The sequence below is a fragment of the Acidovorax lacteus genome (assembly GCF_039540375.1).
In the GTDB taxonomy this organism is placed as follows: domain Bacteria; phylum Pseudomonadota; class Gammaproteobacteria; order Burkholderiales; family Burkholderiaceae_C; genus Acidovorax_G; species Acidovorax_G lacteus.
In genome coordinates this window covers 77306-90368 of sequence record NZ_BAABEX010000031.1, presented here as the reverse complement: position 1 = coordinate 90368, position 13063 = coordinate 77306, and the positions used below count along the sequence as shown (strand labels likewise).

Below are 13063 nucleotides of genomic sequence, written 5' to 3'. Positions count from 1 at the left end.
CCCTTCGGCCCCTTGCTACAAGATTCATAGCTGCTCTTGCCTGATTCTGCAGCGCGAATCGGCCCAAAGCCCCCAATCCTCTCGATTGCCACCGCAGCCCGGTATGCTCGCCGCGCCGCCAGCGCCCTGGCCCGACGTCATGCCGCCCACCACCCCACCCCCACCCGGCGCCTGCGCCCTCACCCTGCCCTGCGGCACAGCGCTGTGGCTGCTGCCCGGGCGCGGCGTCTGGTGGCCGCAGGCGGGCTGCCTGCTGGTGGCCGATGTGCACTTTGGCAAGGCGGCGAGCTTTCGGCACGCGGGCCAGCCGGTGCCCACGGGCACCACGGCCGACAACCTGGCGCGGCTCGATGCGCTACTGGCCACCACCGGCGCGCAGCGGCTGGTGTTTTTGGGGGACTTTTTGCACGCGCGCAGCGGCGCGCAGCCCGCGCTGTGGCGGCAGCTGGAGGCCTGGCGCGCGCGGCACGCCGCTGTGGCCATGGACCTGGTGCTGGGCAACCACGACCGCCACGCAGGCACGCCGCCCGCGGCGCTGCAGATCGCGCTGCAGGAGGAGCCCTGGGCCCCGGTGCCCGGCGTGCCGGTATGCGCCGCGCACCACCCGCATGCCGTGCACGGCCACACCGTGCTGGCGGGCCACCTGCACCCCACCGTGGCCTTGCAGGGGCCCGCGCGCGACCGGCTGCGCCTGCCCTGCTTTGCCTGGCAGGCGGCCCTGGGCTTGCTGGTGCTGCCCGCGTTCGGGGCCTTCACGGGCAGCCATGCGCAGTCGCTGCCAGCGGGTGCGCAGGCCTATGCGATTGCTGGGCCGCGCGTGCTGCCGGTGCCCGCGCCGCTGGCCTAGGGAAGCTCTGCCTGGCGCCCTGCGGTCTGCAGAGCCTCCCTAAGCGCGGCGCACAGGCGCACCGCCGCGCAAGCCCGCAAGACGCAGGCTGGGTGCAGGCACGGCGCACACGGCGACAACGCACCGGCCTGCCACCGGCGCGCTGTGGCCGCCGGGTCGATCGCGCCTGGCGTGCGCTTACTGTGCGGCCCAGAAGATGTAGTCGGCCTGGTACTTCACGATCTGCTTCTGGCCGGCATTGCCCGCCGCGCAGGCCGTGGCCGGGGCCACGCCGCCCTTGGTGTCCACGCGCTGGATGTAGGCCACGCCCTGCATCGCCCCCATGCCCATGGCGGGGTTGGCCTTGACCAGTTGCAGCGGAATGTTGCCCATGCCGCCCGGTGCCACGGCCAGCTGGGTGGCGGTGAGCTTGGAGCCGTCGTTCGACGCCCAGGTGGCGGGCGGGCCGTAATACGTGCCGACCTGCTTGCCCCCGCGGTCGAGCAACTTGGCATCGGGGCCGACAAACGCCCATTCAAACTGGTCGGCCATGTCCTTCTTGGCACGGCATTCGTAGGTGATCTCGCCCACGCCCACGGTTTCCATGGTGACCTTGTGGCCAGCGGGTACCTTCACGGCATCGGGCAGGCTGGTCTGGTCGAACGCGGCCTGCGCGAGCGGCGCGGCCAGCAGCGTGGCCGCGGCCACAACGGAGGACAGAAGAACGGGGGAGCGGAGAGCGTGCATGGGATTCCCTTGGAGGTTGGCAATGAAACAGTCACCAGGCCTGCTGGGGCCTGATGCAAGGGAATACGCGGCGAAGCGGCGGGTGGATGCAGGGGGCTTCTGTAAAGTTGTGTGAAGGGGGTGCGCGGCGGGGCCGCAGGCGGGCACTGTCGATGCTGCGTGCTGCGAGCACCTGGACACACCCGCGGGAATGACCCCGAACCGCCCGCACATCCGCGCTTTACTCCGCGCCGGATGGGCCACGCCGCAGCCCGAGCGCACCCTCCGGCCTGCGCCCTCAAGGCCGTTCGCGCCGCGCCACGCGCGACTCCAGTGGCGCGGGCGTGTAGTCGGGCACAAAGGCGCAGCCCTGGCCAAAGCGGGCCTCGGCCGCGGGGCAGGCGGCGGCGATGCCTGCGGGGGTGGGCTTGTCGCCCCGCTCCACCCAGCGCAGCAGCGCGTCGAACAAGGTGGCGTAGGTGGCGTCGCTCAGGTAGCTATGGCCGCTGTGGCGGGTGAAGGTCTGCACCAGGCGCTCGCCGTTGCCGGCGGCGTGCACCGTCTGGCGGAAGTGGTGGTCCAGCTCGACAAAGGCGATCGGGTCGTCGATGCCTTTGGTGGTGAGCATGGGCACGGGGATGCGGCCCGTGGGGTCGGTGTCGTGCGCGAAGCGGGCCACGGCGGCCGGGTCGGCGCGGTAGCGCAGCACGGCGGCGTTCAGCGCTTCGTCGTCGCCCGAGCCGGTGTAGCGCGCGCCCAGGTTGCCAAACGGGCTGGCCCCGCCCGTGCGGTGCTGCACCACGTCGCGGAAGTGGAAGGTGGCCCAGGCCATGTGGCCCTGGATGCTGCTGGCCGGAATGCGGATCACGTCGGTGATGCGCTGCACCTTGCGCTGCTGCTCGGCGCTGCGCTGGGCGGCGGGCTTGTCCAGGCCCAGGCATTCGTTCACGCGGGCCTGCAGGTCGGCGCTGGTCATCTGGGCGGTGGCGGGCAGGCCGATGTTCAGCGGGTACGCGGGCTCGGTGGGCCGTGGGTGGTTGCCGCACAGGTGCTGGTACACCACGCGCAGGTCGGTGCGGAAGTCGTACGAGCGCGTGCCCCCAGCCAGCACGCCGCTGGTAAGCAGCACAGCGTCGTAGGGCCGCTGGCCGGTTTCGGTGCGGGTGAACATCTCGGCCCCCTTGGCGGCCACGCTCGCGCCCCACGACTGCCCGTGCAGCAGCGTGCGCTGCGGCGTGGCCACATGGCGCACAAAGATGCGGCGCAGGCGCTCGGTGTCTTCGGCGGCGGCGCGCACCTCGACCCCGCCCTGGCGGAAGGTGCTGCCCGCCCAGGCGTAGCCCGCGCGCACGGCGATGGACCAGCGCTCCAGGTCTTCTACCGCGCGCTCGGGCCGGGGCGCGCCAAGCGCCGGGCCGCCGTGGGCATGCAGCATGAGGTGGCCGTTCCAGGCCTGCGGCACGGCGATCAGGTAGTACGCGCCCTGCCGGTCTTCCCCGGCCAGGCAGCGCGCGATGGGCGCCAGCGCCGCCGGGCAGGCCGTGGGCTGGGGCGCGGGCTCGGTGGCGGCGTCCACCATCGGCGGCACCGGGGCCTGCGGGGCGCTGGCACAGCCCGCCAGGGCCACCGCCAGCAGCAGCCAGGGCGTGGCGCGGGCGATGGATGGGTGTGCAGGGCCGCGCGCGGGGGCAGTGGTGGGAGCGGTGGGAGCGGCGCAAGCAGTCATGGCGGGCCTTTCGCGTGGGGGCGGTGGGGTTGTGCGGCAGCGCAGTGCGATGCTACGCGCGGGGCGCACAACGAGCACGTCGTGTACGTCGCACAAGCGGCAGTGCATGCCCGGCGGTGTGGCACGTGGCGGAGCCTGCAGGCTCTTGTCGGCGGGCCAGATGCTATTAATTTAGTAGCTGCTCGTGCTTGATTTTGAAGCACGAGCACCGGTTTTGACTGCCGTCCACCGCCACGGCCTGCCCATAAAAAACCCCGCAGCGCGGGCGCATGCGGGGCCGTGTGGCGGCCCATGCACCGGGCCGGGGCCAGGCGCATGGGCAGGGGGCGGGCTGCGTCAGTCGTTGCCCTTGGCAATGCCTTCGCGGCGCGGGTCGGCGCCACCGGCGTAGGTGCCAGCGCCGGGGTTGCGCGACAGCAGGCCGGCCTGGCCGTTGGCGCGCAGGCCGTTGTAGACAACGCCGTGCAGGCCGCTGGTGAAGGTGTCGGTCTGCGCCACGGTGTGGCCGCGGGCGCGCAGGCCGTCGCGGATGGCGGCGGTGTCGATCAGCGAGCCTTTTTCGAGCGAGGTGGTGGCATTGGTCTGCGCGCCGAAGTTGGGCAGGTTGATGGCCTGCTGCACGTTCAGGCCCCAGTCGATCATGCCGATCAGGCTCTTGGCCGTGTACTGGATGATGGCGCTGCCGCCGGGCGATCCGATCACGGCTTCGACGTCACCCGTGCTGGCGTTGAACACCACCGTGGGCGCCATGGAGCTGCGCGGACGCTTGCCCGGCTGCACGCTGTTGGCAATGGGCTTGCCGGCGGCGTCGGTGGCGGTGAACGAGAAGTCGGTGAGCTGGTTGTTGAGCAGGAAGCCGCGCACCATCTGCAGGCTGCCGAAGCCGTTTTCGATGGTGGTGGTCATGGACACCACGTTGCCGTTGCGGTCCACGATGGACAGGTGGCTGGTCGAGGGCAGGTTCAGCGAGTTGTCCTGCCCGCGCGCGGCGCTCACGCCTGGGGGCGTGCCGGCGGTGGGCGTGCCGATGGTCTGGTCCATGCGGATGAGCTTGGCGCGCTCCTTGAGGTAGTCGGCATTCACCAGGCCGGCCTGGGGCACGCTCACGAAATCGGGGTCGGCCACATACAGGGCGCGGTCTGCGTAGGCCAGGCGGTAGGCCTCAGACACCAGGTGCACCGAATCCAGCGTGTTGGGCTTGAGCGCCGCCACGTCGAAGTTCTGCAGCAGGCCCAAGGTCTGCAGCACGGCAATGCCGCCCGAGCTGGGCGCGGGCATGCCGCAGACGCGGTACTGCACGCGGTAGGTGCCGCACACGGGCTCACGCACCTTGTGGGTGTAGTTGGCCAGGTCGGCCTCCGACAGGCGGCCCGGGTTGGTGGGGTGCTTGGTGACCTTGGCGACGATGTCGCGCGCAATGTCTCCCTTGTAGAAGGCGTCGGCCCCGCCCGCGGCAATGGCGCGGAAGGTGGCGGCCAGCTCGGGGTTCTTGAGCAGCGTGCCCGCCGCCTTGGCTGTGCCGTCGGCGTTGAGGAAGTAGCTCGCCGCGGGCTCGCCCTGGGCCTTGATGCGCGCGGCCGAGCCGGCAATCGACACGCTCATGCGCGGCGAAATCGCAAAGCCGTCCTCGCTGAGCTTGATGGCGGGCTCGAACAAGTCCTTCCAGGGCAGCTTGCCGTGGGCCTTGTGCGCGGCTTCGAGCATGCGCAGCAAGCCCGGCGTGCCCACCGACAGGCCGCCGTCCACCGCGGCCAGAAAGCCCAGCGGGCTGCCGTTGGCGCCGATGAACAGGTTGGGCGTGGCGGCTGCGGGCGCGGTCTCGCGGCCGTCGTAGGCCAGCAGGCTGTTGGCCCCCTTGTCAAAGTGCAGCAGGAAGGCCCCGCCACCGATGCCCGAGGACTGCGGCTCCACCAGGTTCAGCACCATCTGCACGGCAATCGCGGCATCCAGTGCCGAGCCGCCCTTGGCCAGGATGTCCACCCCCGCCTGTACCGCCAGCGGGTTGGCGGCCGAGACCATGTCTTTTTGCGCGTAAGTGATGGCCTTGGGCGTGTAGCCCGACGGCGGCTCGGGCGGCACGTACTGCTCGGACGGCTCGGGCGAGGCCACCGGGCCGCTGTTGCTGCCGCCGCAGGCAGACAGCGCCGCAACAAGGGCCAGGCTCAGGGCCGCCAGCAACGGATGCCGGCGTGTGACAGAAGAGGACAGGGTCATGGCAGAACACAAGCAAAGAGGAATCGGAACCAGCGACCCGGCGCACACGCCCGGCCGCCGTGCGGCACTTCACAGCGGTTACGGAGCGCCAATGCCCCCAAACGCTGTAAGGAGTCATCAGTATGAAACGAAGCCGTGGGAAGCGCATTGCTTTGAAAGCACGGATGCGCTACGTTTGAAGAAACGATTTCTACCAACCGGCATGAAACAGCAACTGGATTCCATTGACCGGCAGCTGCTGGCCCTGCTGCAACAAGATGCCGAGACACCGCTGGCCGTGCTGGCCGAGGCCGTGCACCTGTCCACCACCCCCTGCTGGCGGCGGGTGCAGCGGCTGCGCGAGCGCGGCTACATCACGCGGCAGGTGGCGCTGGTGGACCGCCAGCGCGTGAACCTGGGCGTGACGGTGTTCGTGTCGGTGCGCACCAACCAGCACCGCGCCGACTGGCTCGAGCGCTTTCGGGCCACGGTGGCCACCATCCCCGAGGTGGTGGAGTTCTACCGCATGGCCGGCGAGGTGGACTACCTGCTGCGCGTGGTGGTGCCCGACATCCAGGCCTACGACTCGGTGTACCAGCGCCTGATCCGCGGGGTGGACCTGTCGGACGTGAGTTCGAGCTTCGCCATGGAGGAAATCAAATTCACCACGGCCGTGCCGCTGGACTACGCCGACTGAAGGCGGGGCGGCGCCCTCAGCGCGCGCCCACGGGCTGCATGCGCACGGCCCGTGCCGCCACGCCCGCGCCCACGAGCGTGGCCGAGCCCACGCCCAGCACCATCGCCAAGGCAGCACCATAAAAAATCGCGCCGTGCACCCCACGGTCGAGCAGCGCGCCAAACACCGGCGCCGCCAGCGAGAAGCCCAAATCCAGCCCCGAATACACCGTGCCGTACACGCGGCCCGTGGCGCCCGGGGGCGCGGCGCGCTTGATGAGCATGTCACGCGAGGGCCCGGCCAGGCCGGTGCCCAGCCCCGCCAGCGCCGCCACCGACAGCGCGGCCATGCCCGGCAGCCAGCCGGTGCCGGCCAGCGCCAGCAGTGCGGCCGCGGCTAGCATGCACACGGCAATCACACGTTCGAGGCGCTGCACGCGGCCCACCAGAAAGCCGCCCACAAACATGCCCGCCGCGCCAAACAGCATGTAGCCCGTGACCACCATGGCTGTCATGGCCAGCGGCAGGCCGTACATCGCCTGCAGCGCCGGGCTGGCAAAGCTCTGGATGGCGCTGAGGCCGCAGGTCGTCCAGAAAAAGAACGAGAAGCACAGCCACACCGAGGGCAGGCGCAGAAAGGCCAGCGGGTGTTCGGCCGCGTGCGCATGCGCCGCGGCGCTGGCCGGGGCGGCGGCGGTGCCGGCCGCCCCCTGGGCGCCCTGGCGGTCGTCCAGCGCGTCGCGGTTGAACCACATCACCGCCAGCACGGTGGCCGCCAGCAGGCCACCGCACAGGCAGGCCACACGCCACGACCCGGTGGCCGCGGTGATGCCCGCCATGAACACCGGCGCTGTGGCCCAGCCCAGGTTGCCGCTGATGCCGTGCACCGAAAAGCCATGCCCCAGCCGCTGGGGCGACACGCGCTTGTTGAGGATGGTGAAGTCCACCGGGTGGAAGGGCGCATTGCCCAGCCCGGCCAGCGCCGCAGCCGCCAGCAAGCCGGTGTAGCCCTGCGCGAGCGAGGCCACCACGCCTGCGGCGGTAAAGCTCGACAGCGCAAAGAACAGCACCGGCCGCGCGCCAATGCGGTCCACCACAAAGCCCGACAGCGCCTGACCCACGCCCGAGATCACGAAGAACACCGACACCAGAAAGCCCAGCTCCGAATAGCTGAAGCCGAAGTCGCGGATCAGCCACGGAAACAGCGGCGGCAGCAGCATGTGGAAGAAGTGCGAACTGCCATGCGCAAGGCCAATGAGGCCAATGGTGCGCGCGTCCTGGCGCAAAGGCACAGGCGAGGAAGGGGATTGCGTCATGCCCGCATGGTAGGCACGACGCGCGCGGCAGGTTTACGATAGCCGGACAAGTTTTGTCGCCAAACTGCCAAGTGCACGGCAGCTCTCCGCCATGCCCCACCCCCCTGCCCCCACGCACCTGGCACCGGCCCGCCGCTCGCCACCGCAACCCACGGCTGCCGCGGGCCCACCGCCCCGCGAGACCCGCCCCACCGAGGCCGCACCCCGCAGCACGCCGCCCGCCCGGCGCACGCTGCCCGCGCTCACACCGCACCTGTTCGTGCCCAGCCGCGAGCGTCCGGTGCGCGCCAAAACCCGCCAGCTGGCCGCGGCCACGCAGGTGCTGCCGCACCAGCACCCGTGGGCGCAGGTGGCGTTTTCCACCACCGGGGTCATCCGCCTCACGGCCGACCGGGGCACCTACATCGTGCCGCCCACGCGCGCGCTGTGGATTCCGCCCGGGGTGGAACACGCCGTGACCACGGTGGAAGACGCCGAGGTGCTCACGCTGTACGTGCACCAGCCGCGCGGGCGCTGCGGACCGGGCGCTGCCTGCGCGCACGACACCGCCTGGCGCCAGTGCCGCGTGCTGGAGGTGTCCGAGCTGCTGCGCGCGCTGGTGCGCGAGATGCCCACCACGCCCGACGACGGCCCGCCGCTGCCCGCTGCCGAGCGCACGCGCGAACGCCACCTGAGCGCGCTCATCTGCGACGAGCTGGCCCGCGCGCCCGCGGTGCGCCTGGGCGTGGACCTGCCACACGACAAGCGCCTGCGCCACCTGTGCGAAGCCGTGCTGGCCGACCCCGCGCGCCACGAAACCCTGGCCGACTGGGCGCAGGACACGGGCGCGAGCCCGCGCACCGTGGCGCGGCTGTTCCGGCAGGAGCTGGGCTGTACCTTCACCCAGTGGCGCCAGCAGGTGCTGCTGGCACGCGCCGTGGCGCTGGCCGCGGGCGGGCGCCCCATGGGCCACATTGCCAACGAGCTGGGCTACAGCGCCAGTGCCTTCAGCGCCATGGTGCGCCGCGCCGTGGGCCAGCCGCCCGGGCGCTTTCTCGCACCCCATGCGCACAGCGCAGCGGGCCCGGCGCGGGCCTGACACCGGCCGTGCGGTGCCCGAGCGCGGCAGCGGGCTGTCGCGTGCGCAGCGCACGGCGCGCCCGGGGCTGCGCTAAGGTGGTGCCATGACACGCGACACCCACAGCTACGAACCCCGCCTGGGCCACGGCCTGCCGCACGACCCGTTCAACGCCATCGTCGGGCCGCGGCCGATTGGCTGGATCTCCACACGCAGCGCGGACGGGGTGCTCAACCTCGCGCCCTACAGCTTCTTCAACGCCTTCAACTACGTGCCGCCGATCATCGGCTTTGCCAGCATCGGGGCCAAGGACACGCTGCGCAACATCGAGGCCACGGGCGAGTTCGTGTGGAACCTGGCCACGCGCCCGCTGGCCGAGGCCATGAACCAGAGCTGCGCCGCGGTGGGCCCCGAGGTGGACGAGTTTGCGCTCGCGGGCCTCACGCCGCTGGCCTCCACCCGCGTCGCGCCACCGCGCGTGGCCGAAAGCCCGGTCACCATGGAATGCCGCCGCACGCAGGTGCTGCAGCTCACCGGTGCCGACGGCCAGGCGGTGCCCACCTGGCTGGTGCTGGGCGAGGTGGTGGCGGTGCACATCGACCGCACGCTGCTTACCAACGGCCTCTACGACACCGCCGCCGCCCAGCCGGTGCTGCGCGGCGGTGGCGCGGGCGACTACTTCATGCTGGGCGAGCGCTTCCAGATGTTCCGCCCCGGGCTGTAACGTGCGCAGCACAGGGGAAAAATAGGCTGTGAGCCAGCAAAGTTGAGCACGAGCAGCTATTAAATTAGTAGCGTTCAGTGCTGGGGTCCGGGCCTGACCGGAGCCTCCTGTCGCGGTGGCGGGTCTGGCGGCATCCATGCACAAGCCGTGGCGCGGGCAGCGCCCTTCCATCCGCGCGGGTCTTGGCGATGCCCCACGGCGGGCAACGCAGCACAATGTGCAGACCCCCCTCTTTTGCGCGGCACCGCGCGCCTGTTGTTTGAACTGGAGATGCCCATGCTGACCCTTGCCATGTTCGTTGGTGGACTGATCGCCCTGGTGGCGGGCGCAGAGCTGCTGGTGCGGGGCGCCTCGCGCATGGCGCTGGCGCTGGGCATTGCGCCGCTGGTGGTGGGCCTGACCATCGTGGCCTTTGGCACCAGCGCTCCCGAGGTGGCGGTGTCGGTGGGCGCGGTGCTGCAAGGCCAGACGCAGATGGCCATCGGCAATGTGGTGGGTAGCAACATTTTCAATGTGCTGTTCATCCTGGGCCTGAGCGCGCTGATTACCCCACTGGCGGTACACCTGCAGGTGATCCGGCAGGAGGTGCCGATCCTGATCGGCAGCTCCGTGCTGCTGCTGGTGCTGTCGCTGGACGGGACGGTCGGCTTGTTCGACGGCGCTCTGCTGCTCGGGCTGCTGCTTGCGTACACCGTGTTCCTGATCGTGCAGTCGCGCAGCGCTGGCAGCGACACCAACGACTACGACCGCGAGGCCCCGGCCCCAGGCGGCTGGGACGCCCGGCTGCCCGTGCAGATCGCCATGATCGTGGCCGGGCTGGCCCTGCTGGTGCTGGGTGCGCAGTGGCTCGTGGATGCGGCGGTGGTCTTCGCACGCGCCCTGGGCGTGAGCGAGCTGGTCATCGGCCTGACCATCGTGGCCGCAGGCACCTCCATGCCCGAAGTCGCCACCTCGGTCATGGCGGCGATCAAGGGCGAGCGTGACATTGCCGTGGGCAACGTGGTGGGCAGTTGCACCTTCAACATCCTGGGCTGCCTGGGCCTGTCGGGCATGGTGGCGGGTGCGCAGGGCGTGCCCGTGCCCCCAGCGCTGCTGGCCTTCGACCTGTGGGTGATGCTGGCCACCACCCTCGCCTGCCTGCCCATCTTTCTGTCGGGCCGCGAGATCGCCCGCTGGGAAGGCCTGGTGTTTCTGGGCTACTACGCGGCGTATGTGGCGTACCTGATCCTTGCGGCCCAGCAGCACGCCACCCTGCCGGCGTTTTCGTCGGCCATGCTGGGCTTCGTGATTCCGCTGACGCTGGTCACGCTGGTGGTGTCGCTGATCCGCCGCCCTGCCGGCACCGGCCCAGGCTGAGGCCTCACGGCGCTGGCACCGGGGCGCACAGGCCGCGCGCGGGCGCGCGGGCCCAGGCTTCCAGCCGTGCCCACACACGCTGCACACCGTCGCCCGCCGGGCCTTGCAGGCCGTGGTCGGCCCCGGACAGGCGCAGCACGCACCAGGGCGCGGCACGGCCTTGCATGCGCTGGGCAAAGGCTTCGTAGGCGGCCGGGGGCACCAGCGCGTCGGCATCGCCCCAGGTCTGCAGCAGCGGCCAGGGGCCGTCGCGCAGCGGCTGGGCAAGCGGCCAGGCCCACAGGTCGCGCCAGTAGCCCAGGCTGCGGCCTTGCAGCGCCTGGCTGTCGGGCGCGGGCGATGCCACGGCCTGGCCGATGCGCCGCCAGTCGGCGCTCGCGCCCAGGCGCTCGGCCTGCAGCGCCCCGGCCTCGCGCGGGTCCAGCCCGCTGCCCGACAGCAGCACCAGCGCGGCCACCGGGGCCGTGCCCTGCACGGCGGTCGCCAGGCTAGGCAGCAGCTCGGCCCCTTCCGAAATACCCACCAGCACCAGCGGCAGTGCAGGCTCGCCCTGGCGCTGCACCGCGTCGGCGCGCAGCGCCGCGCGGGCGTGGGCCAGCCAGGTGGACAAACGGTCTTGCTGCACGAAGCCACGCGTGCAGTCGCCCGGCGCAGTGCGGGCGCGCGGATCGACACCGGGTTTGTGCAGCACCAGCACCTGGGCATGCAACAGGCCGGCGAAGTAGCGATCGGCGATGGGCGCCAGGCCCGCACAGCCCGAGCCGGGCACCACGACAACGCGGTAGCGCAGGGGCGGCGTGCGCTCGGCCCGCTGCAGGGCCTGTAGCACGGCCCCGTCGGTGCCCGGCAGCGGACGGAGCATGAACGAGGTGGCGTCCGCTGGCGCGCCCTCCTGCCCGGGCGCGCGCACATGCACATCGGCCACGGATGCGGCGGGGGGCGCTGCGGAGAAGGCCGGCGGCCGCGCGCAGCCCGCCAGCAGCAGGGCCGCAACGCAAAGGGCCAGCGCAGGGCCGACCCGGGCGTGCGCCGGCGCAGTGGAGGTCAATCGGAGCTTCAGAGCAAACACCCACCGAAGTCTGGCAGGAATACAGCGCGCCCTCGGACGCCGTGAATCCGCCACGCCCCTGGGGAGCCTCTGCACGATTCGCGCGGCACGTGTGCGCTGCGGATCGGGATGGGCTGCACGGCGCAAAGCGCAGCAACAGCCATCGCTATTGCGAGCATTTGCAACGCCGCAGGCCGCCCGAGTCGCAGATGCACACGGCGCGGGAATGGTGCAGAGGCTCCCCGGCCAGGGATGCCAAGCAAGGGCCGCCGCGCAGCGAGGGCATCGTCCCCCTTCCCGCATCGCGCCAGCGATGCGAGAGAAGGGAGAAGGCGCGCAGCGCCCCAGGGGGTTGCTACTTCAGGATGATCACCTGCTCGGGCTGCTGGGGCACCGGCACGGGCATGGGCTGGCCCTGCATCACGGGCATGGGCTGGCCGCCCGGGCGCACGCCGCGCGAGAGGTTGGGGTCCGAATAGCCGAGCTGCGTGGCAAGCTGCTGGTACACGTCCTGCGCGAGGCTGACCGAGGTTTCCTTGATCACCTTGGCGCGGTTGGGCGGGGCGATGTCGCCGCGGGCCGAGAGGATCTTGGTGTCGTTGCCCTGGCCCTGGGCCGAGAATGCGGCCTTGATCTCGTAAGTCTTGGTGTGGATCAGCGAGAAGTCGGCCAGCAGCTGCAGGCCGTACTGGCGCGTGGCGCTGCTCGTGCCCTGCAGGGGCGAGAGCGCGTCGGTGAACTCGATGCTGGAGACCACGCCGAACAGCACGTAGTCGGCCCCGGCGAATTCGCCCTTCTTGATGCGGGCGATCACGTCCGTCACGCTGGGCTGGCGCACGGGCTGGGCCATCTTGCCGCCCTGCACCTGGTTGAGCACTTGCTCGGCCTTGGTGGGCTGGGGCGCACCCGCGTCAAAGCCCTTGCCCTGCACGAGCCTGAAGTACGTGCCCTGCAGCAACGCGCCCTTGATGTCGTTGGTGTAGCCGCCCAGCTCGCGCTGCTCGATGTAGCTGTAGCGCCCGGCCACGTAGGTCCCGCTGGCCTGCTCGGAGGCTTGTATGGACTGGCTGCCCGAGTGCGAACCCGAGCCGCCGTAGGGCCCGTGGCTGTAGCCGCCGCTGTGGCTGCCCTGCGCGCTCATCTGGCTGCTGCGCTGGTAGGTGCCAGCCACAAAGTATTCGGACACGCGCTGGGCATAGGCCAGGTCGGTCACGGCGATGCGCGGGGCCTGGCCCGCGGGTTGTGCCTGGGCCAGCGCACCCCAGCCCAGGGCGGTGGTGGCCAGCACGGCCGCTGCGGCGGCCAGGGTGGTTCTGCGTTGCATGGTGGCTCCTTGTGAGCTTGTTCAATCAATCCAGGGCGATGCCGTCGATACCGGCGCGGCCCGGTGCGCGAGACGCCGAGCAAGGGCCGCCC

11 protein-coding genes are annotated in these 13063 nt (G+C 71.2%); 5 read left to right on the top strand and 6 right to left on the bottom strand.

What is annotated here, in order from left to right:
- Positions 1-139: 139 nt before the first annotated feature.
- A complete protein-coding gene (gene pdeM / locus ABD866_RS16210) occupies positions 140-847 on the top strand; it encodes a ligase-associated DNA damage response endonuclease PdeM (protein WP_345067616.1) in 708 nt (235 codons plus the stop codon).
- 177 nt (positions 848-1024) lie between these two features.
- On the opposite strand, the gene ABD866_RS16205 is transcribed toward pdeM, so the two are convergent.
- The 3 genes from ABD866_RS16205 to ggt all read right to left on the bottom strand — a co-directional run bounded on the left by ABD866_RS16205 (position 1025) and on the right by ggt (position 5492).
- The gene (locus tag ABD866_RS16205; RefSeq protein ID WP_345067613.1) at positions 1025-1573 is read right to left on the bottom strand and encodes a DUF3455 domain-containing protein; all 549 of its coding nucleotides are present in this window, start codon (positions 1571-1573) and stop codon (positions 1025-1027) included.
- Between the two features lie 277 nt (positions 1574-1850).
- Positions 1851-3278, bottom strand: a complete 1428-nt coding sequence (locus ABD866_RS16200; protein ID WP_345067610.1) for a hypothetical protein — start codon at positions 3276-3278, stop codon at positions 1851-1853.
- Between the two features lie 336 nt (positions 3279-3614).
- Positions 3615-5492 (bottom strand): gamma-glutamyltransferase, encoded by a 1878-nt coding sequence (ggt, locus tag ABD866_RS16195; protein WP_345067607.1) that lies wholly within the window; start codon positions 5490-5492, stop codon positions 3615-3617.
- A gap of 214 nt (positions 5493-5706) precedes the next feature.
- On the opposite strand from ggt, the gene ABD866_RS16190 reads away from it, so the two are divergent.
- Complete coding sequence (locus ABD866_RS16190; protein ID WP_345067697.1) at positions 5707-6168, top strand: Lrp/AsnC family transcriptional regulator; 462 nt, start codon at positions 5707-5709, stop codon at positions 6166-6168.
- A gap of 16 nt (positions 6169-6184) precedes the next feature.
- On the opposite strand, the gene ABD866_RS16185 is transcribed toward ABD866_RS16190, so the two are convergent.
- On the bottom strand, positions 6185-7462 hold the full coding sequence (locus ABD866_RS16185) for an MFS transporter (protein WP_345067604.1): 1278 nt from the start codon (positions 7460-7462) through the stop codon (positions 6185-6187).
- 91 nt (positions 7463-7553) lie between these two features.
- Between ABD866_RS16185 and ABD866_RS16180 the strand changes: the two genes are divergently transcribed.
- From ABD866_RS16180 to ABD866_RS16170, 3 genes are all read left to right on the top strand, one after another.
- Entirely contained in the window at positions 7554-8540 is a 987-nt protein-coding gene (locus tag ABD866_RS16180) for an AraC family transcriptional regulator (protein ID WP_345067601.1), read from the top strand.
- A gap of 85 nt (positions 8541-8625) precedes the next feature.
- On the top strand, positions 8626-9243 hold the full coding sequence (locus ABD866_RS16175; protein ID WP_345067599.1) for a flavin reductase family protein: 618 nt from the start codon (positions 8626-8628) through the stop codon (positions 9241-9243).
- Between the two features lie 276 nt (positions 9244-9519).
- On the top strand, positions 9520-10599 hold the full coding sequence (locus tag ABD866_RS16170; RefSeq protein WP_345067597.1) for a calcium/sodium antiporter: 1080 nt from the start codon (positions 9520-9522) through the stop codon (positions 10597-10599).
- Between the two features lie 4 nt (positions 10600-10603).
- Here ABD866_RS16170 and ABD866_RS16165 read toward each other — a convergent pair whose 3' ends face one another.
- Positions 10604-11647, bottom strand: a complete 1044-nt coding sequence (locus tag ABD866_RS16165) for an alpha/beta fold hydrolase (protein WP_345067594.1) — start codon at positions 11645-11647, stop codon at positions 10604-10606.
- Positions 11648-12002: 355 nt separating this feature from the next.
- Complete coding sequence (locus ABD866_RS16160; protein ID WP_345067591.1) at positions 12003-12971, bottom strand: hypothetical protein; 969 nt, start codon at positions 12969-12971, stop codon at positions 12003-12005.
- Between the last annotated feature and the right edge of the window lie 92 nt (positions 12972-13063).

Excerpts from the sequence above, each read along its gene's own strand:
- pdeM (WP_345067616.1), top strand. The coding sequence starts at position 140 with ATGCCGCCCACCACCCCACCCCCACCCGGCGCCTGCGCCCTCACCCTG.
- ABD866_RS16205 (WP_345067613.1), bottom strand. The coding sequence starts at position 1,573 with ATGCACGCTCTCCGCTCCCCCGTTCTTCTGTCCTCCGTTGTGGCCGCG.
- ABD866_RS16200 (WP_345067610.1), bottom strand. The coding sequence starts at position 3,278 with ATGACTGCTTGCGCCGCTCCCACCGCTCCCACCACTGCCCCCGCGCGC.
- ggt (WP_345067607.1), bottom strand. The coding sequence starts at position 5,492 with ATGACCCTGTCCTCTTCTGTCACACGCCGGCATCCGTTGCTGGCGGCC.
- ABD866_RS16185 (WP_345067604.1), bottom strand. The coding sequence starts at position 7,462 with ATGACGCAATCCCCTTCCTCGCCTGTGCCTTTGCGCCAGGACGCGCGC.
- ABD866_RS16180 (WP_345067601.1), top strand. The coding sequence starts at position 7,554 with ATGCCCCACCCCCCTGCCCCCACGCACCTGGCACCGGCCCGCCGCTCG.
- ABD866_RS16175 (WP_345067599.1), top strand. The coding sequence starts at position 8,626 with ATGACACGCGACACCCACAGCTACGAACCCCGCCTGGGCCACGGCCTG.
- ABD866_RS16170 (WP_345067597.1), top strand. The coding sequence starts at position 9,520 with ATGCTGACCCTTGCCATGTTCGTTGGTGGACTGATCGCCCTGGTGGCG.
- ABD866_RS16160 (WP_345067591.1), bottom strand. The coding sequence starts at position 12,971 with ATGCAACGCAGAACCACCCTGGCCGCCGCAGCGGCCGTGCTGGCCACC.